Raw genomic sequence first — 25638 nt, forward strand, 5'->3', positions numbered from 1 at the left:
ACGAGTCATGACGACGACGAAGCTGGTTCGGTGAGTGAGGAACGGCGATTGATAGTCGGGATCAGCGGCGCCACCGGCATCGCCTACGGGATCCGGGTGCTGGAGCTGGCCCGCAAGGCCGGGGTGCAGACCCACCTCGTGGTGACCCCGGCCGGGCAGCAGACCCGCGCCTACGAGACCGGGCTGAGCGCGCGGGATCTGGCCGCCATGGCCGATGTGGTGCATCGGCCCGCCGATATCGGCGCGTCCATCGCGTCGGGTTCGTTCCGCACCGCCGGAATGATCGTGGCGCCGTGCTCGATCCGCAGCCTGTCGGCGATCGCCTACGCCAACAACGACAACCTGCTCACCCGCGCCGCCGACGTGACCCTGAAGGAACGCCGGCGGCTGGTGCTGATGGTGCGCGAGACCCCGCTCACGCTGGCGCATCTGCGCGCCATGACCGCGGTCACCGAGATGGGCGGCATCGTCATGCCCCCGGTCCCGGCCTTCTACCTGAACCCCGGCTCGGTCGCCGACATCGTCGATCACACCGCGGGCCGCGCGCTGGACCTGCTGGGGATCGACGTGCCGGACCTGCCGCGCTGGGGCGAGACCGCCGTTACCGCAAGCGAATAGAACGTCGCGGCGCGCCGTACGGCCGCCGATGCCCGAGTACGAGAAGGAAAGAGCCTGTGGCACATCTGAAGAGCCTTCGCGAGTTCATCGATGCGCTCACCGAGATCGGTGAGATCCAGCGCGTCGACGCCGAGGTCGACTGGAACCTGGAGTTGGGCGCGATCATTCGCCGCTCCTACGACCGCAAGGCCCCGGCCCCGCTGTTCACCAACATTACCGGCTATCAGGACAGCGGGTTCCGGGTGCTGGGTGCGCCGGGCGGACTGTCCGGGCCCAGCCATCCGCTGGCGCGAATCGCGTTGGCGCTCGGCCTGCCCGCGAACGCGCCGGGGCAGCAGATCGTCGAGACGATCGTCGAGGCCCGGCGCAAGCCGGGCATTCCGCCGGTCCAGGTCCCGGCCGCCACCGCGCCGTGCAAGCAGAACATCGTGCGCGGCGACGACATCGATCTGCTGGCGTTCCCGACCCCGCTCATCCACGGCAACGACGGCGGTCGATACATTCAGACCTACGGGATGAACATCGTCAAGACTCCGGACGGTTCGTGGACCAACTGGTCGATCAACCGCATGATGATTGCCGGTCGAAACACCTTGGCCTGCCTCATTCCCGGGCCGCAGCACCTGGGTATCATTCGCGCCAAGTGGGCCGAGCAGGGCAAGCCCATGCCGATCGCTCTCGCGCTGGGGGTCGAGCCCGGCCTGCCGTTCGTCGGGGCCATGCCGCTGCCCGAGGGCGCGGACGAATCCCATTTCCTCGGAGCGCTGTTCGGCGAGGGCATCGAGGTGGTGCCCGCCGAGACCGTGGATGTGCTGGTCCCCGCCACCGCCGAGATCGTCATCGAGGGGCATATCGCCTTCGACGAGACGGTGCCGGAGGGGCCGATGAACGAATACCCCGGCTACAACGCCGTTGAATCCTCGGAGAAGCCGGTCTTCCACGTCTCCGCCATCACCTACCGCGACGGCGCGATTCTCCCGGTGGTGGCCGCCGGGCCGCCGGTGGAGGAGGACCACACCGCCACCGGCACGATGCACGCCGCCGAGATCCTCTACCAGTTGCGCGAGGCCGGGCTGCCGATCGCCTCGACCTGGTTCTCGTACGAATCGGCGCTGCACTGGCTTGTTGTCGCCGCTGATTCCGACTGGCACGACAAGCTGCCGGTGTCCTCGGGTGAGCTCGCGCAGCGGGTCGGCGAGATCGTCTTCGCGGGCAAGGCCGGTTTCGGGGTTCCGAAGGTGTTGTTGGTGGAGAACGACATCGACATCACCAATGTGAACGAGATCGTCTGGGCCTTCGCCACCCGCGCCCACCCCGAACACGGTGAGGTCCACTTCCCTGCCGAACTCACCGCCGCCCTCTCGGTCTATCTCTCCGAGGTCGAACAGCATTCGTACCGAGCGGGCAAGGTCATCTACAACTGCCTGTTGGCCGACCTTTTCGACGAATCCCAGCGCCCCATCAAGGGCAGCTTCGAAAACGGCTGGCCCACCGCGACTCAGCAGCGTGTCCTGGCCCGCTGGCAGGAATACGGCTACCGCTGACCTGCGATCGCTCGGACGAAACGGCACACCGGCCCAGGCGGTGGAGGTACGGTCCGGGCGCCGAAACTCACTCTGTTGGGAGGACAATGATGAAGATCGGAATCATCGGCGCAGGGCGCATCGGCGGCAATGTCGCGCGTCAGGCCGTTCGCGCCGGGCACGAGGTCGTGCTGAGCTTTTCGCGAAATCCCCAGTCGCTGACGGACTTCGCCGCCGAGCTGGGTGAGCGGGCGCGGGCGGGATCGCCGCGCGAGGCGGTGACCGATACCGACCTGACCGTGCTGGCGGTGCCGTGGAGCACGATCGACAGCGCCGTGCAGCAGGCGGGCGCGCTGGACGGCACGATCGTGGTCGACACCACCAACCAGTTCGGTCCCGGACCGGGACCGGCGGCCGGGCAGACGCAGGCGGGCTTCAACGCCACCCGCATGCCCGGCGCCCGCTACACGAAGTCCTTCAACACGCTCACCTCCGCCTTCCAGGAGGAGGTGGTCGGCCGCCCGGTGGACGAGCGGGTCGTGCAGTGGATCTGCGGCGACGACGCCGATGCCAAGGCGGTGGTCGCAGACTTCGTCGCGAGTCTGGGCTACGTGCCGATCGACCTCGGCGGCATCGCCGGCTGCACGGTCATGGAGTCGCCTCGCCGCCCCGGCGCGGTGTACGGCGAGGAGTACCGCCGCAAGGACGCCGAGGCCGTCGTCGCCGCGGTCCACGCGGGTGAGGCCATTCCGCCGACGCCCGAATACTCCTGACGCACCACGGTATTACCGTCCGGTCAGACGAAAGGCCCCGGCGCACCAGCGGTGTCGCCCGGGCCTTTCGTCGATAGCTGTGCGCTCAGTGCTTTTCGGTGCCGTCCGGGTTGAGGATCAGCTGGGCGCCCTTCGGGCTGGAGAAGTCGAACATGCCCGTCAGGTCGCCGGCGGTGGTCTCGGACGAGCCGTTGCCCAGGGCGGGCAGGGACCAGTTGCTCTCGATGAATTTCACGATCGAGGTCTCATCGGTCTGGGTATGGTCGACGAAGTTGGCCTTGGAGTACGGCGAGATGGCCAGCAGCGGCAGGCGCGGGCCGGTGCCGCAGCGGCCCTGGTGGTCGCCCAGCGCCGGTTTGGTCGCGCACGGGGCGTAGACGTCGGCGTCGCTCTTGGAGCCGTTGATCACCGGACCGGCCACGTGGTCGTACCAGCCGTCGGAGTCGTCGTAGGCGATGAAGACCGCGGTGGACTTCCAGTCGGGGGACTGCTGCAGCGTGTTGATCGTGTCGGTCACGAAGTGCTGCTCGTCGATCGGATCGGAGTATCCGGCGTGCCCGTCCTGGTATTCGGCGGCCTTGACGTAGCTCACCGCGGGCAGCTTCCCGGCCTTGGCGGCCTGCGCGAACCACTCCAGCCCGTACTGGTGGTTCGCCGCCCCGTTGTGGCCGACCTCGTCCAGCGAGGCGGGGGCGGTGTGGTGCTCGTTCGCGGTGGACTTGAAGTACTGGAACGGCTCGTGGTGCGGACTGTAGTCGGCGACCTGCTGGCCGCCGAGGTTCGCGTGCTTGGTGCCGCAGACGGCCTTCCCGGCGTTCTTCCCGGTCGGGGTGAATCCGCCCTGGAACCAGCCCCAGGTGATGTTCTTGTCGTTCAGTTCGTCACCGATGTTCTTGCCCTGCATGGACATCAGGTTGTCGGTGGTGGTGTGGCCCTTGTTCGAGCAGTCGTCGAAGGCCGGGTCGGCGTCGTCGATATCGGAGCCGACGCCGTTCGCGTCCGGCGCGGCCACCAGCTTCGGATCCTTCACCGGCTGGCCGGATTTCGCGTCGACGGCCTGCGCGCCGTAGGTCTGCGCGGCGGTCACCTCCAGCGCGCCCGGCGTGGACGGGCCGAAGGTGGTGCCGAAGGAGTTGTCGCTCATCGCATAGTGCTGGGCGTAGTTCCACATGGCGGTGACGGTGTTGCCGTCGTAGTAGTCCATGACGATCCCGTTGGGGCCGTACTCGGCCGGGCACTCGTCCTTCTGGGTCTTCTGGACGAACTGATCCATCTTGCCGTTGTCGAACGCCTCCTGCTCCGCGGTGTAGGAGTGGTCCTGGTCGCAGGTCATGGCCTGCGTGGGGCCCAGACGCTGGGGCTGGAACAGATTCGGGTTGTGCTGCAGCAGATCCGGGGTCAGCCCGTTCACCGCCGGGGTGCCCGCCGCCGCGGTGAACGGCACGCCGTCGGCATTGGTCGCGTTCGGGTAGGTGCCGAAATAGTGGTCGAAGGAGATGTTCTCGTCGTACAGGACCACGATGTGCTTGATCGGGGTCGTGGTCGCGCCCGAGCCGTCGGCGGCGGGAGCCGACGAGGAGGAGCACCCGGCGGCCGCTAGCAGCCCGGCCGCCGCGACCGCGGTGATGACCGTGCGGCGCTTGCGCTGCCTGCCGCGGCCGAAGGCCCGCGTGTGCCACGCCTGGGAGCCTGTGCTCACATCTCCTCCTGAAGCATCGTGAGAAATTCCCGCTCGCCCCACGGCGATAGGAAGTCACACGATAGTCACGATATGAGATTTCCCGCGGATGAACACAGGGCAACGACCGCTTGTCAGCTGAGCGATGTCGCCGCGTCCGAGGCTCCCCGCGGTGACGCATGCCGCCGCGGCCGGGTGGGTGCCGCGATGCCTGTCACGTCAATAATCCGCGCGCGTAATAGTCCGCGTCGTCGCGCACACCGGGCAGCGCGAAGAAGTATCCGCCCCCGAACGGCGCGATGTAGTCGACCAGCGGCTCGTCCTTCAGCCGGTGCTGCACCGCCTCGAACTGGGCGCGCGGATCGCGCTGGTAGCACAGGAAGATCAGGCCCTGGTCGAGGTTGCCGGCCTGGTCGTTGCCGCGGTCGTAATTGAAGGCGCGGCGCAGGATCTGGCTGCTCGCCGTGTCCGGGGTGCGCGGATTGGCCAGGCGGATATGGGAATTGATCGGAATGACCAGGCCCTCGGGATCGTCGGAGTAGTCCGGGAGATCGGATTCGTGATCACCGCTCAGCGGCGCACCGGTATCGCGCGCCCGGCCGAACATGTTCTCCTGCTCGGCGATGTCGACCCGATCCCAGAACTCGACCAGCATCCGGATCAGCCGGATCACCTGGTAGCTGCCACCGACTGCCCAGGCGGGCTCGCCCGCCCCGGTCCACACCAGCTGCTCGAGGTCGCCGCCGCCCGGGTTGGCGATGCCGTCCTTGAATCCGAACAGATTTCGCGGGGTTCCGGACGGGCGCGGTGGGCTGAGGAAACCGTTTGCCCGCCAACGCGGTTGCATCGCGCCGCGGGTGGCGCGGGTGATGTCGCGCAGGGCGTGCACGCAGGTGTCGGCGTCGGGCGCGGTCAGCTGCAGGCTCAGATCGCCGTGGCACCAGGCGGATTGGAGGGCGTCGTTGGGGAAGACGGGCATCGGCGTCAGGCCCGCCGGGCGCCTGCCGGACAGCCCGAAGCGGTCGTCGAACAGCGACGATCCGACACCGACGGTGATCATCGGCCCGCCGGGCGGCACGTCGGGCCCGAGCACGCCGCTGTCGGCCGGGGGAGCGGTGATGCCGACCGCCGGTGGCGGGCCGCCGATGCTCAGGACGCGTGCCCGCTCGGTCAGCGTGCGGAACAGATCGGTGAGCTCGGCCCGGTCCTGCGCGATGACATCGAAGGCGGCGACGATCGTCTGCGAGCCGGGCGGGGGCGGATCGGCGATCCCGGCCTGGTGGATCCCGTGAAACGAGGGCGGCAGTCGATTCGCGATCGTGCCGGGCAGGGCGGACGCGCTGGTGACGGCGCCGCCCACCCCGGCGGCGCCGGCAACCAGCGCACTGCGCAGAAACCCGCGCCGGCTCGGCGGATTCGCGGTCACAGCCCCACCTCCCGGACGTCGAGCCTTCGCACGGCCGGTGCTGTGCCGGGGATTCGTGGTTGCCCGCCTGTGGTTCGTTGCCCACGCCCGGAGCCGCCCGAGCCCGGCCGATACGCCGTTGCGTTGACGCCGGACGATGCTGTTGCGAGCGTTCCTGTGTGGTGTCCGGTCGCGGGGTGGCGATGTGGGCGTCGCGTGCTGTGCCCGCTCACTGGAACGTCTTTCGCGGCGTGCAGATGGTGGCGATCGGGGCCAGGTACTCGAGCAACTGGCTCAGGGTGCCGTTCAGGTGCTGCCGGTCGGCGAGGCTCAGCGCGGCCACCGGAGTCCACGTGCCGTTCGTATGGTGGCTGTTCACAAGGGATTCGAAGCGGTCGAGCCAAGTGGTGACCTGGGGCAGTTGCGGGTAGCGGGAGCGCAGGAGCGGGTCCAGCACGGTCAGGAGTTCGCGGGTTCCGGCGACATTGGCTGTGGCCGTGGCCAAGCCGGTGCCGCTGCCGTAGTCGGCCTGGCCGGTCAGCTCGAATTGCAGTGTGTTCTCCAGGATTTCGTGGGTGCGCAGACCGAGGTCCAGCAGCGGGACCTGCATCGAGGGGAAGGCCGCGACGAGGGCGTGCACGGTGTCGTCCAGTTGGCCGGTGGCTCCGGCGAGCGCAGTGAGCGGCTCACCGTGCCAGAGGCCGTACTCGAGCCGGTGGAAGCCGGTGAACTGCGGGTCCGCGGTGCCGCCCGGCAGGCCAGCCGCCGCGCCCGGCGGGCCCGGAGGAGGCAGCTTGCGTAACCACGCAGGGTCCTCGGAAGCGGCGACAGTAGACACGGCCCGGCCGTCGAGCTTGTCGTCGAAATCGGCGAAGGCGTCGTAGGCGGCGCCGAGCCGCTCGTAGTCGAGGTGGGCGGTCAGCCAGGCGGTGCGGGCCGCGGCGGCGTCGCCGCCGTCGACCGCGGCGCGCAGCGCATCGGTATCGGTCGCCAGCGTGGACAGCCCCGCCGCGACGTAGTCCGTGTACTGCTTGTCGGGCCCGTACAGGTTCTCGGCGGTGACGGGCTGGATCGCGGCGGCCGTCCGGGATGGTGAGGAGGCGGAGCTTGCGGAGCCGACTGGGCGGGTAAGCACAGGCTTACCGGGGATGGTGATCTTGGGCCCGGTGATCAGCGCGTTGTCCGATCCCTCCATCGCGCATCGGACCGCGAACGTCCCGCCGCCGAGGTTCACCCGCGTGCCGCGGGTGGTGTTCGGCCCGATATTGGGAATCTCGGCGTAGATCGCGCCGGTGCCCGCATCGATGAGATCGGCGGTGGTGGGATTGGACCCGGTATTGCGGAAGTACAGCGTCTGCTGCCCGGCATGCGGATCGGACCAGCCGGTGCCACAGGCGTTCTCGGACACCTGGATGACCTGCTGAGCGCGGACCGGGGCATGTCCGCAGGCACTCACACCCATCGTCGCGGCGGCCGCAACGATGGCCGCGACAGTGCCGCGCGCCGGTCCCTTCCTGTCCATATCTCGCGAAAGCCTACGGGATCCGGACACCCCGCGGCCGGGCCGTACGAGCTGTACCGCCACTATTCACGCCCGCGTTGCCACCGCGCGAACATCGGTGGGGCGTCGGCAGAGCTGGACCCGGTGTCCTTCCGGGAGAGGAGCTGAGGCCACCGATATTCGGTCGGCCCCGGCATCGGCGCGGCCTTCGTCTGTTATGGGTGACGCGCAGTGGTCGTCGAGCGGCGACGACCGTCTGCTGAGGTCGGCGCCGAGTTGGTGCCGCGCCGGCTCCCGTATCAGGCTCATGCACCAGGGGCATGAAGTGGCTCGTCGGCGGGACCGAGGATCACATCGTGGGCGACGCGCGACGGTGACATTCACGCGATCCCATGTACGTCGGGCCGCGGATGCGCCGTTCGCGACGGAGGTGTCAGTCGGCGGGCTCGAGGGTCGGCTCCGTACCCGCGGAACCCGAGTTGGCTCGCGGCATGATCTGGCCGCGGCTCGGGGTCGAATTCGGGATGGTCGGCGGGACGGTTGAGGTGCCCAGCAGCGGGCCGAACAGCTTCGGCAGGTCCGGCAGCGGGATCTGCGGCAGGTTCGGGTCCGGGCGCAGCGGCACGCCGGTGGTCGTCGGGGTGTCGGCCGGTGTGGTGGGCTGCGGGAAATCCGGTGTCGTGGTGGTCGGGGCCGTCGTGGCCGCGGTGTGGCGGCCGGGCTGGGTCTGGTCGGCCGTTGTGGTTGCCGGGGTGCCGGCCGACGGCGGCGCGGACGGGGTGAACTCCGCGCTGCGGCTGGTGCCGGCGGGGGAGATGTCGTGATTCACGGTGGGTGCCAGCTCGCGGACTCCGTAGCCGACAACGAGCCCGACGACGACCACCGCGCCGGCCAGGGTGCCGACCACCTTGGCGAAGGTGCTCGGGCTCGCGTCGGAGCCGATGCTGATCACGGGGAAGGCGGAGGGCTGGGCCGAATCCGCAACCAGCGCAGCGCCCTTCGCGGTGACGGCCTCGGGCTCGGGCACGCTGAACACCGGCACGTCGAGCAGCGCGGCCAGCCCGTCGACGACCGCCGTCATGTTGGCGCCGCCGCCGATCAGGGTGATCGCATCCGGATACTTGGGTGCCCGCGCGAAGACCGCGGCGGCGAAGACGGCGGCCTCGCGGAGCAGGTCGGCGATGAGCTCCTGGAAATCGGCGCGGGTGAGCTTGAGCGGCTGGCCCGCGACGTGGTCGATGGTGACGGCCGGGGCGATGGACAGGTGCTCCTTGGCGGCGCGGCTGCGGTTGATGAGCATGGTGCGGTTGGGCCGGGTGCCGCGCCGGGCGAAGTGGCAGTCGAGCAGGTGGTGGTAGATCAGCTCGTCGACGGCGTTACCGCTGATGGCGTTCGTGCGCTCCGAGTGCAGTACCGTCTCGTCGGCCGGGGCGGCCACCGTGACGGTCATGCCGCAGGCGCCGAGGTCGATCAGGGCGACGGTCTCGTACCGATCGAGCAGGCCGGTGTGGCTCAGGTAGGTCAGTGCGGCGGTGCTCTCGGGGATCAGCTGGACGTCGCGGCGCTGGCGGCCGATGGCCGAGCGGATGGCGACGGCCTGTTCGCGGTCGCGATACGCGACGGCGATGGCTCCGGGCGCGGTGACGGGTTCGGGAGGTGCGCTCGCGGGGCGGACGGCGTGCGCGCCGAGCGGATGCAGGTAATCGCGGGGCATCGGGGTGGTCATCAGCTCGATCGAGGACGCCACCAGATCGCCGAGGTCCGAATGCGCGACGTCGGCCGAGACGACGCGGTAGTCGAAGTCCTGTGCGCCGTTGGGTGCGGTGGCGACCAACGCCGAGCAGACCACTTCGTTCCCGGCGGAGATACCGAGGGATGTTCGCATGTTCACCTCCCTTCGAGCGGATGGTCATCGTGTCGCCGACCATCTGATGCGGACGTCGCGGGCCTCCGCATGGATGGCGGAGAGCCGCACAGCGGGCCCGGCCGAACCCTGCGCCCGTTCGGGTGCGGGGACCGGCCGACGATCACTTGCGGTCTTGCTCTCGTATCAGGTGTGCGCCACGGACTCGCGCGGGTGAAGCGTTTGTCGTCACGCTCGGCGAGCCGAGCGACGGAGATCCCAATCGGCACTATGCCCCCTCTCGGCATGGCGCCTGCTGGCACAGCAACATCACGGAGCCGTCATCCATAGTGTCACATTCCGTTATCCGAACGTTACAGATTTTCCGGATCAATTACCACCATGTTGAAGATGTGACGAGAGTGACTCCTGAGAACAATGGTCAACGCGGGGCTTCGGGGCGAAATCGTCGGCGTGTCGCGCAACGTGTCGCGGCGTCCGGCGGGTCCGCGACCCCGAGCAGAACCCCACCTTGAGTGCTGGCACTCTGCTGTATAGAGTGCTAGGTGGCCCCGAATGGATGTTGCTCGGGGCCGGCACGACTTCTGCGCTGGGGTCCCGGCACCCGCGACGACGGGGCTATGCGCAGGGTTTGGCACACGACCGAAACCGTGCGTCCGGGGAACAGCCCCGGACGAGTAGAAATCCCCTGAAAGTGGAGGGCTCAACGTGGCGAGCGTGAACATCAAGCCGCTCGAGGACAAGATCCTCGTCAAGGCCAACGAGGCCGAGACGACGACGGCCTCCGGCCTCGTCATCCCCGACACGGCGAAGGAGAAGCCCCAGGAGGGCACCGTCATCGCCGTCGGAGCGGGCCGGGTCAGCGACAACGGCGAACGCATCCCGGTGGACGTCCAGGAGGGCGACACCGTCATCTACAGCAAGTACGGCGGCACCGAGATCAAGTACGACGGCGAGGAGTACCTGATCCTGTCGGCGCGCGACGTGCTGGCTGTCGTCAGCAAGTGACCGAGCTGTGACGCACGCTGCCCCGGTGCCCCGTTCGGGTTCCGGGGCAGCGGTCGTTCGCCCCTCCTAAAAGGACGTAGACAAAACCATGGCAAAGCAGATCGAGTTCGACGAGAAGGCTCGTCGAGCAATGGAACGCGGCGTCGACAAGCTCGCCGACGCCGTGAAGGTCACGCTCGGCCCGCGCGGCCGGCATGTCGTGCTGGCCAAGGCATTCGGCGGCCCGACGGTCACCAACGACGGCGTCACCATCGCGCGCGACATCGACCTCGAGGATCCCTTCGAGAACCTGGGCGCGCAGCTGGTCAAGAGCGTGGCCACCAAGACCAACGACGTCGCGGGCGACGGCACCACCACCGCCACCGTGCTGGCCCAGGCGCTGATCAAGGGCGGCCTGAAGAACATCGCCGCGGGCGCCAACCCGATCGCCCTGGGCGCGGGCATGAGCAAGGCCGCCGACGCGGTCTCCGCGGCGCTGCTCGCGGCCGCGAAGCCGGTCACCGGCGAGAAGGCCATCGCGCAGGTCGCCACCGTTTCCTCGCGCGATGAGGAGATCGGCGAGATGGTCGGCAAGGCGCTGACCGTCGTCGGCAAGGACGGCGTGGTCACCGTGGAGGAATCCTCCACGATGAGCACCGAGCTCGAGGTCACCGAGGGCGTGCAGTTCGACAAGGGCTACCTGTCGGCCTACTTCGTCACCGACCTGGACAAGCAGGAGGCGGTGCTCGAGGACGCGGTGGTGCTGCTGCACCGCGAGAAGATCAGCTCGCTGCCGGACCTGCTGCCGCTGCTCGAGAAGGTCGCCGAATCCGGCAAAGCCGTGCTGATCATCGCCGAGGACGTCGAGGGCGAGGCGCTGTCCACCCTGGTCGTCAACGCGATTCGCAAGACGCTCAAGGTCGTTGCGGTCAAGGCGCCGTTCTTCGGCGACCGCCGCAAGGCGTTCCTGGACGATCTGGCCGTCGTCACCGGCGCCACCGTCGTCAACCCGGATCTGGGCATCAGCCTGCGCGAGGCGGGCCTGGACGTGCTGGGTTCGGCGCGCCGGGTGGTCGTCACCAAGGACGACACCACGATCGTCGACGGCGCGGGCACCCAGCAGGCCATCGAGGCCCGCGTGGCGCAGCTGCGCGGCGAGATCGAGGCCACCGATTCGGATTGGGACCGGGAGAAGCTCGAGGAGCGCCTGGCCAAGCTGTCCGGCGGCGTCGCGGTGATCAAGGTCGGCGCGGCCACCGAGACCGCGCTCAAGGAGCGCAAGTACCGCGTCGAGGACGCGGTCAGCGCGGCCAAGGCGGCGGTCGAGGAGGGCATCGTCCCCGGCGGCGGCACCGCACTCGTGCAGGCCGGCGCCAAGCTGGACGAGCTGCGCGACTCGCTGTCCGGTGATCAGGCCGTCGGCGTCGATGTGGTCCGCAAGGCCCTGCAGGCCCCGCTGTTCTGGATCGCCAGCAACGCCGGCGTCGACGGCGCGGTCGTGGTCAGCAAGGTCACCGAGGGCAAGGACGGCTTCAACGCCGCCACCCTCACCTACGGCGACCTGGTGACCGACGGCGTCGTGGATCCGGTGAAGGTGACCCGCTCCGCGGTCCTGAACGCCGTCTCCGTGGCGCGCATGGTGCTCACCACCGAGGTCGGTGTTGTCGACAAGCCGGCCGAGGCCGAGGCCGACGACCACCACGGTCACTCGCACTAGAGTCGACCGCCGTGCACCGGCGGGCCCGGAGGCGGCAGCCTGCGTAACCACGTAGGGCCCTGAAGAAGCGGCGGCAACGAATACAGAAACGGGCCGTTCACATCCCCGGATGTGAACGGCCCGTTGGCTTTCGAATGGTTGGTCAGCAGTCGCGCACGTGGCGCCGGGTGTTTCCGGGGTGTACCGGGCCGCGCGGGCGGGACTGAGCGGGAGCGGGAGCGGGCTCCTCCGCGATCCGGGCCAGCAGGCCTTCGCGGAGGGAGGCGGGCGGTGGGGTCGCCGACGCCGAGGCGAACAGGGTGAGAGCTTGTTTGGTCAGCTGCACTTCCTTGTTGAAGTCCGCGCGCAGCACCGGGTCGTTACCCTCGAGTATCTCCCGCACCGCGCGCTGGTCCTCGTCGCCGATCGACCCGAGCGCGACCGCGTGCGCGAGATCGATCTGGCTTTCGTTCATCTCACGTCACTCCCAAATTCTTTTTCAGTCTAGTCAAGCCGTCCCGAATACGGGACTTAACGGTCGGTAACCCGACGCCGAGATAGTCCGCTACCTCTGCATATGTCCGCCCGCCGAAATAGGCGAGCGATATCGCCTCCCGCTGCGTCTCGGTCAGTGTGGCCAGGCCCGCACGCACGGCCTGCTGCTCGAGTCGTCTACCGACTTCTTCGGTCACCTCGTCGAACTCGTGACCGAGAGTGCTTGTCCCGTAAGCGACCTCGCGCAGGGCGTGGGCCTGTTCGGCGCGTACTCGATCGACCGCCCGCCGATGGGCGAGCGTCATGAGCCAGGTGACCGCCGATCCCTTGGCGGGATCGAAATTGGCTGCCGTGCGCCAGATCTGGAGGTAGACCTCCTGGGTGGTCTCCTCCGCGTAACCGGGGTCGTGCAGGACACGCAACACCAGCCCGAATACCCGGGCGCAGGTGCGGTTGTACAGTTCGGCAAAGGCCTGCTGGTCGGACCGACCGCAGCGTTCGAGAAGTGCGGCTAGTTCGATGCCTTCGGCTGCGCGTGCCGTGATCGCAGAGTCTGCGCTGGGGGTGTCAACCCGCCCGTCCCGAAACGCTCTGTGGAACGAGTCGCCCTCTGCGGCCGTCGGCCGCGTTGTCACAACTCTCCATTGTGTCTCATCGGTCACTACCGTAGCGTGCCGCTATCACCTCCTCTCCGGTGGGGTATCCGCAAACCGCATGTGACTCAGCGAATTTCGGACATCACCGACACGTCGGGAGTGTCGTCGAGCGACACGCCACAGACACGCCGAAAACCTCCGGGCAAACGCTGTATCCGTGCATTATGTTGTTTCCGAATCGTCGCGCTCGCTGCGACGTGCAGGGCGCCGCGCGTTCGCGCGGTGTGCCCTACGCCCTGACCTGGCGGTGCGTGCCGGATCTCACGTGGCACGGCGGGCCGCCGTTGCGCGGCGGCCGATCCGGGGTAGCCGGATCTGCGTGCGCGCCCTCCATCGCCGTTCGCTGGCCGTTTGCTTGATGGCCGGGTGTTTGCTAGGAATTCGGCGCGCCTGGGCATGCGGATGGGAGGAATTTATCCTCGGCCCGTCAAAGACGCTGGAGAGGTGTTCAGACGGCCATGCGGCGGCGGTTGCGGCGCGCATGCATCTCGCGTTCGGTCTCGGACAATCCGCCCCAGATGCCGTACGGCTCGCTCACCTTGAGAGCGTGGCTGCGGCACTGCATCAGCACCGGGCAACTGCGGCAGATCTCCTTGGCGCGCATCTCGCGCTGGGTGCGGGCGCGGCCGCGCTCGCCATCGGGATGAAAGAACACCGACGAGTCCACCCCGCGGCAGGAGCCGCGCATCTGCCAATCCCAGACGTCGGCGTTCGGACCGGGAAGGTGAGTGGGCATGGGCATGATGAACTCCTTATGGTGCGAGCTCGTCGGCGTTGTCGAGCGATGCGTGTAGCAGCGGTCTGCCCGGACCCGGGCGTGGCCGGTTCGGGCCCGCCGAGTCGCGGTTCGTGGCCCCGGGCATTTTCGCACGGCGCCAACGTCGGCGATGTCGTACGTTAGGACGGACAATGAAATCGAGTCAATAGTTTCCACATTGGGGATTTCAAAACGAGGGAATCGTAGATTTAACCTCCAAACTATGTACTTTTGCGCTCGTGATAGCGATACTGATCGGTTGGCCAAGTTCGAGGCCGAGGCCAGAGGGTCTGTGAACGCTCACATAATTGCAGGTGAAAGGTTCTTTTTGTGATCGAATCCGGCCCCTCCGGCCTGCTCGGGCGACCATCCGAGATGTGACAGACGTCATGGTTTGAACAAATCACGGCGAGGTTTCGGTCCGCATTGGATGGCGTGCAGGTTAAATGCCCGAAAAGCATACGAATTCTTGATGTGCATGCTATGCGGTAGCCCACCACAGATTTACGCGATGGAAACACCCCCGAGGCTTTCTGCATGCCGGATGGTTGCCCGCCGTTATGGCCCGATGCCGTGTCGCATCGGCGGCGCGCCTCGATAGGGTGCGGCGGTGCACGAGTTGAGTCTGCCCGCCGGCCTGCCCTTCGCCCCGGGCCGCGCGCTATTCGCCGAGGCCGCATTCGGCGACCGGCCCGGCATTGCCGCCGCCGCGCTGCCCGCCGCCGACGATGCGGTCGAGTCGTGGCTGCGCGGGGTCGTTCTCGGTGGCCAGGGCCGCTATGCCGGCGCGCGCGCCGAACTGGGCCGCACGCGGCGGCTGACCCGCGATCCCGTGCTGTGGTCGCTGGCGGCGAGCACGGAGGCGTCGCTGCTGCGCCAGCTCGGCTGGCACGCGCACGCCGCCACGGTGGACGGCCGGGCGCTCGCGCTCGCGGCACGGGCGGTGGCCGCGCCGGGTGTGGACGCGGCCGCCGAACCGATGTGCGACGCGTTGACCGGATTGGCCGCCGACGCGCTCGGGACCGCGCGGCCGGCGCTCGCGGCTCGGCTGCTGGAACGTTGCCGAGGTCCGGTTGAGGCGGCCGGGGGCTGGCGGCCGCGGCTGCGATGGCACTGGGTGTGCGCCGAGACCGCACTGGCCGCGCCCGGCTCGGGACTGATCGCGGCCCCCGCGCTCGAGCACGCCGAGGCCGCGGTGGAGATCGCGCGGCAGTGCCCCTCGATCCGGCACCGTGTCAAGTCGGCTCTACTACTGGCGGCCGCGTCGGCGGCCGGTGCGCCCGATCGGTCCGCGGCGATGGCGGCGGTGGTGGCGGAGCAGTGCGCCGAGTACGGCCTGCTGCCGCTGCGGTGGGCGACCGCGATGCTCCGCAGCGGGGTTGAAACCGGTTCCACCGCAAGGCATGCGGCGGCCGAGGCCGCGGAGTGTGCGCGGGAACTGGCCGTGCGCGGCGGCCGATTGCGTTCGGAGACCGGAGTTCTCGGCGCCGCCTGATGCCCCATGTTGCCGATCACACCGTCCGGAACGGCTATTGTTGGATCGTTCCGCCGACCGGTGGAAGCACTGGTCGAAATTGACCCGTGTCACTTGTAACGCCAGGAATATCTCTGACGATGACGCACACGGGCGAGGAGTTGGACGCCGCCGTCGCTGCTGCAGCGCAGGGCGATCGTTCGGCTTTAGCCCAGGTACTGGAGATCGTCCGTCCGCTAGTGGTGCGCTATTGCCGCGCGCGGATCGGTTCCGCGGAGCGTGGGCAGCTCTCCGCGGATGACGTAGCGCAGGAGGTTTGCCTGGCCGTGATGACCGCCCTACCCCGATACCAGGATCAGGGGCGGCCGTTCATGGCCTTCGTTTACGGAATCGCTTCTCACAAGGTCGCCGACGCACATCGCAACGCCGCCCGTAACAAGTCGGACGCGATGGCCGAAGTACCAGATGTCATATCCACCGACCAGGGGCCGGAGCAGCGAGCTCTCGAGTCGGAGGCGAGTCGGCAGATGAACGGTCTGCTGGCCACGCTTCCGGAAAAGCATCGAGAGATCCTGATCCTGCGGCTGGTGATGGGTTTGTCAGCAGAAGAAACAGCCACCGCCGTGGGCAGTACGGCGGGGGCGGTACGCGTCGCCCAGCACCGGGCGCTCGCGAAACTGAAGTCACAAGTGGCGAGGGCAGGTGAAATGTATGGCTAGGGATGGCGAGCGCGGTCGGGGTGACTGGAAGGCGCGGCTTGGATCGCACAACAGCGGTCCCTATGCCGACGATTCCGGTGACACCGGACCGGTGGACATCGTCGCGGTACGCCGCGATGATGCCCTGATCGACGCGATCGCTAGCGACGGGCCCATTGAGACGGGCAGCGACGAGGAGTTCGCGCTCGCGGCGTTGCTGGCCAACTGGCGTTCCGACATCGTGGACGAGCCACTACCGGCCGGCCCGGATCTGGACGACATCGTCGCGGCAGTCAATCAGGAAATCGGAGCTCGGCAGGTACGAACCGTCGCGAACAAGCGCGGGCATTTGCGGCTGGTGCGCCCACTCATGGGTGCGGCAGCGGCGATCGCGCTGATCGCGGGCGGCATGACGGCATTCTCCTACAGCGCCCAGCCGGGCGATCCGCTGTGGAAGGTCAAGGAGGTCGTGTTCAGCGAACAGGCCCAGACCACCATCGCGAACAATGCGACCAACGATCTTGCCAAGGCACAGGTCATGATCGAGCAGGGAGAGCCGCTACAGGCCAAGGCCCTGCTGCAGAGCGCGCAGACCAATGCGACCCAGCTCGACGATTCCAGTCGCAAGGAGACAGTGACCAGCAAGTGGAATCAGGTCTGGACGAGTCTGAACGCTCAGCACCCGGATATCGCTGCTTCCCTCCTACCGACGCCGGCGAGCGGGTCGGGCGAGCCGACGACCACGCCGTCCTCGCCGACGACGAGCCGGGGCGGTAACCCGGCAAGTGGCGGGACCACGTCGCCGACCTCTCGGCCGCCCAACACGCTGCCCGGCGGAATTCCGATTCCGACGCTGCCGCCGGTTGTCGTGCCGACGCTGCCGCCGGTGGTGATGCCTACCCTGCCGCCCATCGTGGTGCCGACCCTGCCGGGTCTGCCCGGGCAGCCGGGCCCGACGCATGCCGCGCCGCCGCCGGCCGGGGGAACCACTGTGTCACCGGCCAAGCCCGGCTCGACGACGGCCCATCCGTCGTCGATGCCCGGCACCTCGAGCACGATCGCCGTGGAACCCACGGCGTCGATGCCGCAGCAGAAGCCGACCGCGCCCGGGGTGCCCAGTGCACACCCGGGCCCGGGGCCGATCCTGCCGACCGCCCTCCCCCTACCGACCAGCCTCCCCCAGCTGCCGCCGCTCCTGCCCGGCGCCAGGTAGGCCGCTCGACCCCATACCGAACCGTACGTTCCGGACTTGGTCCCGGCGTGCGGTTTTCGTGCGTCAGCAACCGCACTCGCCAATGCGAAAGAGTGTGATTTTCACCCGTACATCCGCGGCGAACAGCCGACCGGAGGCGGGTGTCGTTGAGACGCAACTCATAGAGTGCTGCTACCGAAACCGGGCGGCGGCGTGACGTTGTGCGGGCGTCACCGAACGCCGGTGGTGGAAATGACGTAGCTGTCGCGGCTGGGCGGCAGGATCAGGCGTCGAACCCGTCGAATCCGTCGCCGTGCAGCGCCTCGTTCATCGAGGCGTCGGCGTACCCGCGGCAGTAGTCCCACGTGACGTAGGCCTCCGGGGTCGGATCGTAGGCGGGCTCGTGCGGGCGCACCGTGCCGTCGACCAGCAGCTGAAGCAGGTTGGCGCGCAACATGTCCCAGTCGTGATAATGATCCTGCCGGCAGTCCTCACAGCTGACCACGAGTCCGCGGATGCCGCGGTGCGCCAGTAGTGCTTCGTAGACGGCGAGGTCGGCGAGATCCTCTTCTACCGCTAGCCGCTCGTGAGGATCCAGCGGCTCCCCAGGCTCGATGGCATCCAGCGCAGCCGACGGGTCGGAGGGGTCTCCGGCGAATGGATCCGGCGGCAGGCCAGGTGGTAGGTCGTTACGCACATTCCCACGGTACGCAGAACCACCCCCTCCGCGCCAGCGCTGCGCGCATTTTGGAGCGCTTGTCGCAGCGTTTCGACGTCGGCGACGCGGTGCGCCGGACCGTCCCACCCGGGAAACTCTCAGCTACTCAGTGCCTCGCGCGGAATTTCCTTCGGTCCCGCGTTATCGGCGTCACCAGCAAACCCCCTGTGCCCCCACCCGCGCAACTCGGACGAGAGCCCCGACTCCGGGCGGGGTCCGGCGGCCGCGACCGCGCGGGGCCGAGCCGCCGCAATCGCGCCGAGTCCGGGCCGATACCATGTACGCACAGGCGCCGGGTAGCACTTCGGCTCGGCCATCCATCAACAGATGTTCGCGAACCCGGGCAAAACCCGGACCGATAAGCGTTCGATGTCCAGGAGGGGTCGATCCGATGAGTAGTCCCGTGATGGGCGAACGCGCCGTCCGCCCGCATACGGGTGGTGACGATCCGAACAAGATCGCGATGCTCGGCCTCACATTCGACGATGTGCTGCTGCTGCCGGCCGCGTCGGATCTGATCCCGAGCTCGGTGGTCACGTCGAGCCGGTTGACGCGGGAGATCACCCTGCGCACCCCGCTGGTGAGCTCGGCGATGGACACCGTCACCGAGGCCCGCATGGCCATCGCCATGGCCCGTGCCGGCGGCATGGGCGTGCTGCACCGCAATCTCGCCGCCGCCGACCAGGCCGCGCAGGTGGAGACGGTGAAGCGCTCCGAGGCGGGCATGGTCACCGATCCGGTCACCTGCCGCCCCAGCGATACCCTCGCCGAGGTCGACGCCATGTGCGCGCGCTTCCGCATCTCGGGTCTCCCGGTGGTCGACGAGACCGGCGAGCTGGTCGGCATCATCACCAACCGCGACATGCGCTTCGAGGTGGATCAGAACCGCCGCGTCGCCGACGTGATGACCAAGGCGCCGTTGATCACCGCGCAGGAGGGCGTCACCGCCGAGGCCGCGCTGGGCCTGCTGCGCCGGCACAAGGTGGAGAAGCTGCCGATCGTGGACGGCGAGGGCCGGCTGCGCGGGCTCATCACCGTCAAGGACTTCGTCAAGACAGATCAGTACCCGAACGCCACCAAGGATCGTGATGGCCGCCTGCTGGTCGGCGCCGCCGTGGGCGTGGGTGAGGATGCCTGGTCGCGCGCGATGACCCTCGCCGATGCCGGGGTCGACGTGCTGGTGGTCGACACCGCGCACGGGCATCAGACCCAGGTGCTCGAGATGGTCACCAAGGTCAAGACCGAGGTCGGCGACCGCATCCAGGTCGTCGGCGGCAACGTCGCGACCCGCGAGGGCGCCGCGGCCTTGGTCACCGCGGGTGTGGACGCGGTGAAGGTGGGCGTGGGCCCCGGCTCGATCTGCACCACCCGCGTCGTCGCCGGTGTCGGCGCGCCGCAGATCACCGCCATCCTCGAGGCCGTGGCCGTGTGCAAGCAGGCCGATGTGCCGGTGATCGCCGACGGCGGCATCCAGTTCTCCGGCGATATCGCCAAGGCCATCGCCGCGGGCGCGTCCACGGTGATGCTCGGCTCGCTGCTGGCGGGCACCGCCGAATCCCCGGGTGAGCTGATCCTGGTGGGCGGCAAGCAGTTCAAGAGCTACCGCGGCATGGGCTCGCTCGGCGCGATGCAGGGCCGTGGTCAGGCCAAGTCCTACTCCAAGGACCGCTACTTCCAGGACGACGTGCTGGCCGAGGACAAGCTGGTGCCCGAGGGCATCGAGGGCCGGGTGCCCTTCCGCGGCCCGGTCAACCAGGTGATCCATCAGCTGGTCGGCGGCCTGCGGGCGGCGATGGGCTACACCGGTTCGCAGTCGATCGCCGATCTGCAGGAGAAGCAGTTCGTGCAGATCACCGCGGCGGGCCTGAAGGAGAGCCACCCGCACGACATCACGATGACCGTCGAGGCGCCCAACTACACTGGTCGCGGCTGACGAGGTGAGTCACGCGCCCCGGACAGTCGGGGCGTGAACCGCCGGTTACGGGGTAACTAGGCTGAGATGCGATCGCGCCGCGGGTCGTCACGAGCGAGGAACGCGGGCGCGATCGCCGCGGTGCGCGCCACGGCCCGCCCGTCGGCGGGTTCCTGTGCGGCGACGGAGTGCGCGGCGCCCACCGCGAGCCGAGGAGCGCCACGGTCCGGCGGGCGGGCCATCGGGTCCCACGGCCGATCGCCGTGAGCGCCGCAAGCCCGCGCCGCCCAGCCGGCGCCACAGACACGCGCCCGTGCGGGCGCAATGAGACAAGGAGTAACCGTGCGCGACATGGTCGAGATCGGTATGGGCCGGACCGCCCGGCGTACCTATGAACTGGACGATGTCGACATCGTTCCGTCGCGGCGCACCCGCTCGTCCAAGCAGGTGTCGCTGGCCTGGCAGCTCGATGCCTACCGCTTCGACATCCCGCTGGTGACGCACCCGACCGATGCGCTGGTGTCGCCCGACTTCGCGATCGAGCTCGGCCGCCTGGGCGGGCTGGGCGTCATCAACGGCGAGGGCCTGTGGGCGCGGCACGCGGACGTGGCCGCCTGCATCGATCGGCTTATGGAGGTGGCCGAGAAGGAGGGCACCGAGGCATCGATCGCGCTGCTGCAGTCGCTGCACGCCGCGCCGATGCAGCCGGATCTGCTGGCCGCCGCGGTGGCGCAGGTGCGGGCCGCGGGCGTGACGGTGGCGGTGCGGGTGAGCCCGCAGAACGCCCGCGCGCTCACCCCGGCGCTGGTGCAGGCCGGGGTCGACCTGCTGGTCGTGCACGGCACCATCATCTCCGCCGAGCACGTGGGCGGCGATGAGCCGCTGAACATGAAGACCTTCATCGCCGATCTGGATGTTCCGGTCGTGGCCGGCGGGGTCAGCGACCATCGCACCGCGCTGCATCTGATGCGGACCGGCGCGGCCGGGGTCATCGTCGGCTACGGTTCCACGCCCGGCGCCACCACCACCGGCGAGGTGCTCGGCATCGGGGTGCCGATGGCGACCGCGATCGCCGACGCGGCCGCGGCGCGTCGGGACTACCTCGACGAGACCGGCGGCCGCTACGTGCACGTCATCGCCGACGGCGACATCGTGTCGTCCGGGCAGATCGCCAAGGCCATCGCCTGCGGCGCCGACGCCGCGATGCTGGGTGTGCCGTTGGCGCTGGCGCAGGAGGCTCCCGGACGCGGCTGGTACTGGCCCTCGGCGGCCGCGCACCCGTCGGTGCCGCGCGGCGCCCTGCTGAAATTCGCCGACGAGGACGAGCGGCCCACGCTGCAGCAGCTGCTGTACGGTCCGTCCAGCGATCCGTGGGGCTCGGTGAATCTCGTCGGCGGTCTGCGCCGTTCGATGGCCAAGGCCGGATACAGCGAGCTCAAGGAGTTCCAGAAGGTCGGCCTCAGCGTCCGCGCCTGAGCTGTCCCGCGGCTCCGCGGTTTCAGCGCGCCGTTGGGGGACTGTCGTCGCGTCGAACCCGTCGATTACGGCGGCCAGGTCGCGGTCGGTAGTGCTTGTGCGGGGTTTCGGAAACGCGGTTCCGAACGCGCTGGTGGCGGGCACCTGCGTTGTTCTCGCGCGTGTTCCTCTGGTGATCGGTCCCGCCCGGCGCGCTTCGGCGGCGTGATGGTCAGTCGTAGTGGCCGATGAGGTAGTAGTTCGACTGCTCTGCCAGCGGGCCCAGCTTCGCCGCGCGGTCCTGGTGTGCAGCCTGTGAGATGTCGACCGGGACCGGCATCCTTCCGTCCCACAGCGCCCTTGTGACCCAGACGCCGTAGACGGCCTCGGACTGGGGCACCTGGGTTTCCAGGTTGCCGCGGACCAGTTCGAGCGCGGGCATCACCGCGGCGACAGTGTCCTTGCCGGCGAGAAACCTCTCTTCGTCGTCGGGCTGGTCCTCGTCATCGTCAGAGTCGTGGGTTTTGTAGTAGTCGTCGTAGTCGTAGTTCTCGCGCAGTTCGGACAACACGCCGTAGCCGAGCATGACACCGGCCAGCGGGCCGCAGGCGGTGGCATAGAGACCGACTTCCTTGCCGAACCACCCACGCGCCAGGACCTCGGGCTCCTCGACGAGATCGGGCACCAGGCCCATGATGGCCTCCCACGGCAACTCCCGCGCGCTCGCCAGAGCCGCGGTGAGCGCCTCATGGTCGACCAGGGCCGGGTAGGTACCAGTTTCTTCCACCAGCAGGCCCACCACACACTCGAGTGCGACCCGCTCCGAAACAGGGACGCCCGTCTCGGTGAAGTCGCCCTCCGGGATCACGACAAGCCGCTTGTGAAGTTCTCCGCCCATCTCGTCGATGCGCGCGCACAGTTCGTCGAACTCGTCCTGCTCGCAATCGCGGATACGGAGTGTCCGCCCGGCGAGGAGATACGCGGTCGGCTCCTCGGTGTAGGCCATGTCTTTGGATGAGATCACCCGCGTATCGTGCCATCGCCCACCGACACCTAGGTCGACATGTATTGCGTCCGTACGAAGTTCGCCGTATCCGCGGCGCTGGCGGCGGCCCGGCGTTGATCGGGCATCACGGTGGTGTCGGTGGCAATCCGTTCGCAGATTTCGAACCCGTGGTAGCAGCGGCCCAGCGGTGCTACCGGCGGCGGCGTGTCGCGAGATTTGCGTTCTGGATGGCGGCTCACTGGGTGAGGATGGTTTCGCGGAGGAATTCGCGGATGGCCCCGTTGATCTGTTCCGGGTGGGTCATGTTCACTGCCTGGCGGGCGTCGGGAATCTCCAGGAAGTGTGAATTCGTCAGCGCCTGAGCCATTTCCAGGGCGTGGGAGCGGGCGACGCCGGCGCGGGTGGGGTGGATCACCAGGACGGGGCACGTGATCTCGTGCAGCCGGTCCAGGATGGAGTCGCGGCCGAGGACGCAGCCCGCGGCCACCTCCGTGGCGTGTGAGTCGCGCTCGACCCAGCGCTGGACCCATGCCGCGCGCGTCTGCGCGTCGTCGCCGATCAGCCACTGTGCCAACTGGTTCGACATCCCATGCCGCAGCCTCGGTTCGTGCCAGCGCTCCAGGAAGCGGCGGGAGTTGTCCAGTTCGTGCGGGGTCGGGCCGTGCGCCTCGGCGGCGATCAGGACCAGCGCGGCCACCCGCTCGGGGGCCAGCAAGGCGGTGCGGATGGCGCTGAATCCGCCCTGGGAGGCGCCCCCGACGACGGCCCGCTCGACCCGGAGTTGATCGAGCACCGCGAGCGCGTCGCGCGCGGAGGTCCAGTACGTGAACGGCAGCCCCTGATCCCGGGTGTCGCCATGCCCGCGCGCATCCCAGGTGACGATGCGGAATTCCGGCGACAGCGCCTCCGCCTGTGCGGCGAACATCGTTCGGTCCATGAAGAATTCGTGCCCCAGCAGTACCACGGGTCCACGACCGCCGCCGTCCTCGTAGTGGATCTCGGCGTCGATCGCGCGGGCGAATGGCACGAGCACGAGGATAGCTGCAACCGCCGACAAGCATCGGTGGGTTGTCCACCTTGACCGGTGGTGCTCGACAGTTGTCATGCGAATTGCAGGCTGCTCCCCATTCGCCCGCAGGACGTTGCGGCGCACCATAATTCGGCTTCACCTCGGCATCCGTACCGCCCGGCGACGCGAACCGGACGGGTTGCGCCAATGACTCGTTCACGTCAAGCACTCCGGGCACGCTGCGGGATTGCGCCGGCCGCGCTGCGGTCCGGCGCCGGACGATCCGTGCTTCGCGGGCGTCGGCTCGCAGCGGTCGGGTCGCGACCCGGGACAGGCGAGCCGGAGTGGTAACCGGTGCGTTGTCGGCGGCCAGGGAACGAGGGGAGCGACCGGTGGTTGCGGCGGTATCGTCGGCCGCCGCATCGGGGCAGCTCACCCCGGGTTGCCAGCCGAGCGCGGTCGCGTCCGGGCGGCTTCGTAGACTGTGCCGGTGGCAGAAACCCAGCGACCGGTGCTTGTTGTCGATTTCGGTGCGCAGTACGCGCAGCTGATCGCGCGGCGGGTGCGCGAGGCGAGCGTGTATTCCGAGGTGGTTCCGCACACCGCGACCATCGAGGAGATCGCCGAGCGCCGCCCGCTCGGGGTGATCCTTTCCGGCGGGCCATCGAGCGTATACGCCGAGGGCGCACCGCAGTTGGATCCCCGCCTGTTCGACCTCGAGGTGCCCGTCTTCGGTATCTGCTACGGCTTCCAGGCCATGGCGCAGGCCCTCGGCGGCACGGTGGCAAACACCGGCACCCGGGAATACGGCCGCACCGAGCTGAGCGTGGACGGCGGCGTGCTGCACGGCGGACTGCCCACGCGCCAGCCGGTGTGGATGAGCCACGGTGACGCTGTCACCGACGCCCCGCCGGGATTCGAGGTCACCGGGACCAGCGCGGGCGCGCCGGTCGCGGCCTTCGAGAATCGGGCGCGGCGGCTGGCTGGTGTGCAGTATCACCCCGAGGTCCTGCACTCCCCGCACGGACAGCAGGTGCTGAGCCGATTCCTGCACGAGATCGCCGGGATCCCCGCATCCTGGACTCCGGCCAATATCGCCGAGGCGCTCATCGAGCAGGTGCGCGCGCAGGTCGGCACGGGCCACGCGATCTGCGGCCTGTCCGGCGGCGTGGACTCCGCGGTGGCCGCGGCGCTGGTGCAGCGGGCCATCGGCGACAAGCTCACCTGTGTGTTCGTCGATCACGGCCTGCTGCGGGCCGGCGAGCGCGAGCAGGTGCAGCGCGACTTCGTCGCCGCGACCGGGGCCAAGCTGGTGACCGTCGACGCGGTGGACAAATTCCTCGGCGAGCTGAGCGGCGTCACCGATCCCGAGGAGAAGCGCAAGATCATCGGGCGCGAATTCATCCGCTCCTTCGAGGACGCGGTCGCGCAGGTGGTGAAAGAGACCGGGGCGCAGGACGATTCGGCCCCGTCCGTGGAATTCCTGGTGCAGGGCACGCTGTATCCGGACGTGGTGGAATCCGGTGGCGGCACCGGCACCGCGAACATCAAGAGCCATCACAATGTCGGCGGCCTGCCGGACGATCTGGAGTTCTCCCTCGTCGAACCGCTGCGGCTGCTGTTCAAGGACGAGGTGCGCGCGGTCGGGCGCGAGCTCGGCCTGCCCGAGGAAATCGTTGCGCGCCAGCCCTTCCCGGGCCCGGGCCTGGCCATCCGCATCGTCGGCGCGGTCGACCGGGACCGGCTCGAGACGCTCCGCCAGGCCGATGCCATCGCCCGCGAGGAGCTGACCGCGGCGGGGCTGGACCGGCAGATCTGGCAGTGCCCGGTGGTGCTGCTGGCCGACGTGCGCAGCGTCGGCGTCCAGGGCGACGGGCGCACCTACGGCCATCCGATCGTGCTGCGCCCGGTGTCGAGCGAGGACGCCATGACCGCGGACTGGACGCGACTGCCGTTCGACGTGCTCGAGCGCATCTCCACCCGCATCACCAACGAGGTGGCCGAGGTCAACCGGGTGGTGCTGGATGTGACAAGTAAGCCCCCAGGAACCATCGAGTGGGAGTAGGACCAGGCTGAGTCCCATTTAGGAACCATCGAGTGGGAGTAGGACAAGGCTGAGTCCCATTTAGGAACCATCGAGTGGGAGTAGGACAAGGCTGAGTCCCATTTAGGAACCATCGAGTGGGAGTAGGACAAGGCTGAGTCCCATTTAGGAACCATC

Annotated in this window: 21 protein-coding genes; 11 read left to right on the forward strand and 10 right to left on the reverse strand. The window is 68.7% G+C overall.

Annotated features, from left to right (window positions below; all coding sequences use genetic code 11):
- The first annotated feature begins 30 nt into the window (after nucleotides 1–30).
- From KO481_RS08490 to KO481_RS08500, 3 genes are read left to right on the forward strand one after another with little or no spacing between them, the layout of a single operon-like run.
- Nucleotides 31–618, forward strand: coding sequence for a UbiX family flavin prenyltransferase (locus KO481_RS08490; RefSeq protein ID WP_308166429.1), 588 nt, complete (start codon nucleotides 31–33; stop codon nucleotides 616–618).
- Between the two features lie 56 nt (nucleotides 619–674).
- Complete coding sequence (locus KO481_RS08495; protein ID WP_215916427.1) at nucleotides 675–2162, forward strand: UbiD family decarboxylase; 1488 nt, start codon at nucleotides 675–677, stop codon at nucleotides 2160–2162.
- The gene (locus KO481_RS08500; RefSeq protein ID WP_372451977.1) at nucleotides 2159–2914 is read left to right on the forward strand and encodes an NADPH-dependent F420 reductase; all 756 of its coding nucleotides are present in this window, start codon (nucleotides 2159–2161) and stop codon (nucleotides 2912–2914) included. Before KO481_RS08495 ends, KO481_RS08500 begins: the two co-directional genes overlap by 4 nt.
- 85 nt (nucleotides 2915–2999) lie before the next feature.
- On the opposite strand, the gene KO481_RS08505 is transcribed toward KO481_RS08500, so the two are convergent.
- From KO481_RS08505 to KO481_RS08520, 4 genes are all read right to left on the reverse strand, one after another.
- A complete protein-coding gene (locus KO481_RS08505; RefSeq protein ID WP_215916429.1) occupies nucleotides 3000–4613 on the reverse strand; it encodes a phospholipase C in 1614 nt (537 codons plus the stop codon).
- A 193-nt stretch (nucleotides 4614–4806) separates the two neighbouring features.
- Complete coding sequence (locus tag KO481_RS08510; protein WP_215916430.1) at nucleotides 4807–6018, reverse strand: Dyp-type peroxidase; 1212 nt, start codon at nucleotides 6016–6018, stop codon at nucleotides 4807–4809.
- 208 nt (nucleotides 6019–6226) lie between these two features.
- Nucleotides 6227–7519 carry an EfeM/EfeO family lipoprotein gene (locus KO481_RS08515; RefSeq protein WP_215916431.1) on the reverse strand — a complete coding sequence of 431 codons (1293 nt, stop codon included), beginning with the start codon at nucleotides 7517–7519 and terminating at the stop codon, nucleotides 6227–6229.
- A 412-nt stretch (nucleotides 7520–7931) separates the two neighbouring features.
- Nucleotides 7932–9383, reverse strand: coding sequence for a DUF7159 family protein (locus KO481_RS08520; protein WP_215916432.1), 1452 nt, complete (start codon nucleotides 9381–9383; stop codon nucleotides 7932–7934).
- Nucleotides 9384–10070: 687 nt separating this feature from the next.
- Between KO481_RS08520 and groES the strand changes: the two genes are divergently transcribed.
- A complete protein-coding gene (gene groES, locus KO481_RS08525; protein ID WP_215916433.1) occupies nucleotides 10071–10370 on the forward strand; it encodes a co-chaperone GroES in 300 nt (99 codons plus the stop codon).
- Nucleotides 10371–10458: 88 nt separating this feature from the next.
- Nucleotides 10459–12066, forward strand: coding sequence for a chaperonin GroEL (gene groL / locus KO481_RS08530; protein ID WP_215916434.1), 1608 nt, complete (start codon nucleotides 10459–10461; stop codon nucleotides 12064–12066).
- A 142-nt stretch (nucleotides 12067–12208) separates the two neighbouring features.
- On the opposite strand, the gene KO481_RS08535 is transcribed toward groL, so the two are convergent.
- From KO481_RS08535 to KO481_RS08545, 3 genes are all read right to left on the reverse strand, one after another.
- Nucleotides 12209–12520 carry an RskA family anti-sigma factor gene (locus KO481_RS08535; RefSeq protein WP_245400552.1) on the reverse strand — a complete coding sequence of 104 codons (312 nt, stop codon included), beginning with the start codon at nucleotides 12518–12520 and terminating at the stop codon, nucleotides 12209–12211.
- Nucleotide 12521: 1 nt separating this feature from the next.
- Nucleotides 12522–13175, reverse strand: a complete 654-nt coding sequence (locus KO481_RS08540; protein ID WP_308166430.1) for a sigma-70 family RNA polymerase sigma factor — start codon at nucleotides 13173–13175, stop codon at nucleotides 12522–12524.
- A 469-nt stretch (nucleotides 13176–13644) separates the two neighbouring features.
- The gene (locus KO481_RS08545; RefSeq protein ID WP_215916435.1) at nucleotides 13645–13938 is read right to left on the reverse strand and encodes a WhiB family transcriptional regulator; all 294 of its coding nucleotides are present in this window, start codon (nucleotides 13936–13938) and stop codon (nucleotides 13645–13647) included.
- A 634-nt stretch (nucleotides 13939–14572) separates the two neighbouring features.
- Between KO481_RS08545 and KO481_RS08550 the strand changes: the two genes are divergently transcribed.
- The 3 genes from KO481_RS08550 (at nucleotide 14573) to KO481_RS08560 (ending at nucleotide 17338) form a co-directional block, all read left to right on the forward strand.
- Nucleotides 14573–15448: a hypothetical protein gene (locus KO481_RS08550; RefSeq protein WP_245400672.1), complete on the forward strand. Its 876-nt coding sequence runs from the start codon at nucleotides 14573–14575 to the stop codon at nucleotides 15446–15448.
- 119 nt (nucleotides 15449–15567) lie between these two features.
- Nucleotides 15568–16146, forward strand: a complete 579-nt coding sequence (locus tag KO481_RS08555; protein WP_215916436.1) for a sigma-70 family RNA polymerase sigma factor — start codon at nucleotides 15568–15570, stop codon at nucleotides 16144–16146.
- Nucleotides 16139–17338, forward strand: coding sequence for an anti-sigma-D factor RsdA (locus tag KO481_RS08560; RefSeq protein WP_215916437.1), 1200 nt, complete (start codon nucleotides 16139–16141; stop codon nucleotides 17336–17338). Before KO481_RS08555 ends, KO481_RS08560 begins: the two co-directional genes overlap by 8 nt.
- 262 nt (nucleotides 17339–17600) lie before the next feature.
- Here the strand turns inward: KO481_RS08560 and KO481_RS08565 are convergent, their stop codons facing one another.
- Nucleotides 17601–18014: a DUF5319 domain-containing protein gene (locus tag KO481_RS08565; RefSeq protein ID WP_215916438.1), complete on the reverse strand. Its 414-nt coding sequence runs from the start codon at nucleotides 18012–18014 to the stop codon at nucleotides 17601–17603.
- Between the two features lie 412 nt (nucleotides 18015–18426).
- On the opposite strand from KO481_RS08565, the gene guaB reads away from it, so the two are divergent.
- Both guaB and KO481_RS08575 read left to right on the forward strand, forming a co-directional pair.
- Entirely contained in the window at nucleotides 18427–19968 is a 1542-nt protein-coding gene (guaB, locus tag KO481_RS08570; protein WP_245400553.1) for an IMP dehydrogenase, read from the forward strand.
- A gap of 321 nt (nucleotides 19969–20289) precedes the next feature.
- Entirely contained in the window at nucleotides 20290–21423 is a 1134-nt protein-coding gene (locus KO481_RS08575; RefSeq protein ID WP_215916439.1) for a GuaB3 family IMP dehydrogenase-related protein, read from the forward strand.
- A gap of 211 nt (nucleotides 21424–21634) precedes the next feature.
- Here the strand turns inward: KO481_RS08575 and KO481_RS08580 are convergent, their stop codons facing one another.
- Together KO481_RS08580 and KO481_RS08585 are read right to left on the reverse strand one after the other, a co-directional pair.
- On the reverse strand, nucleotides 21635–22426 hold the full coding sequence (locus KO481_RS08580; protein ID WP_215916440.1) for a hypothetical protein: 792 nt from the start codon (nucleotides 22424–22426) through the stop codon (nucleotides 21635–21637).
- Nucleotides 22427–22643: 217 nt separating this feature from the next.
- Complete coding sequence (locus KO481_RS08585; RefSeq protein ID WP_215916441.1) at nucleotides 22644–23435, reverse strand: alpha/beta fold hydrolase; 792 nt, start codon at nucleotides 23433–23435, stop codon at nucleotides 22644–22646.
- A gap of 472 nt (nucleotides 23436–23907) precedes the next feature.
- On the opposite strand from KO481_RS08585, the gene guaA reads away from it, so the two are divergent.
- A complete protein-coding gene (gene guaA / locus KO481_RS08590; RefSeq protein ID WP_372451957.1) occupies nucleotides 23908–25482 on the forward strand; it encodes a glutamine-hydrolyzing GMP synthase in 1575 nt (524 codons plus the stop codon).
- Nucleotides 25483–25638 lie beyond the last annotated feature (156 nt).

It is taken from the genome of Nocardia albiluteola (assembly GCF_018860155.1).
GTDB lineage: Bacteria > Actinomycetota > Actinomycetes > Mycobacteriales > Mycobacteriaceae > Nocardia > Nocardia albiluteola.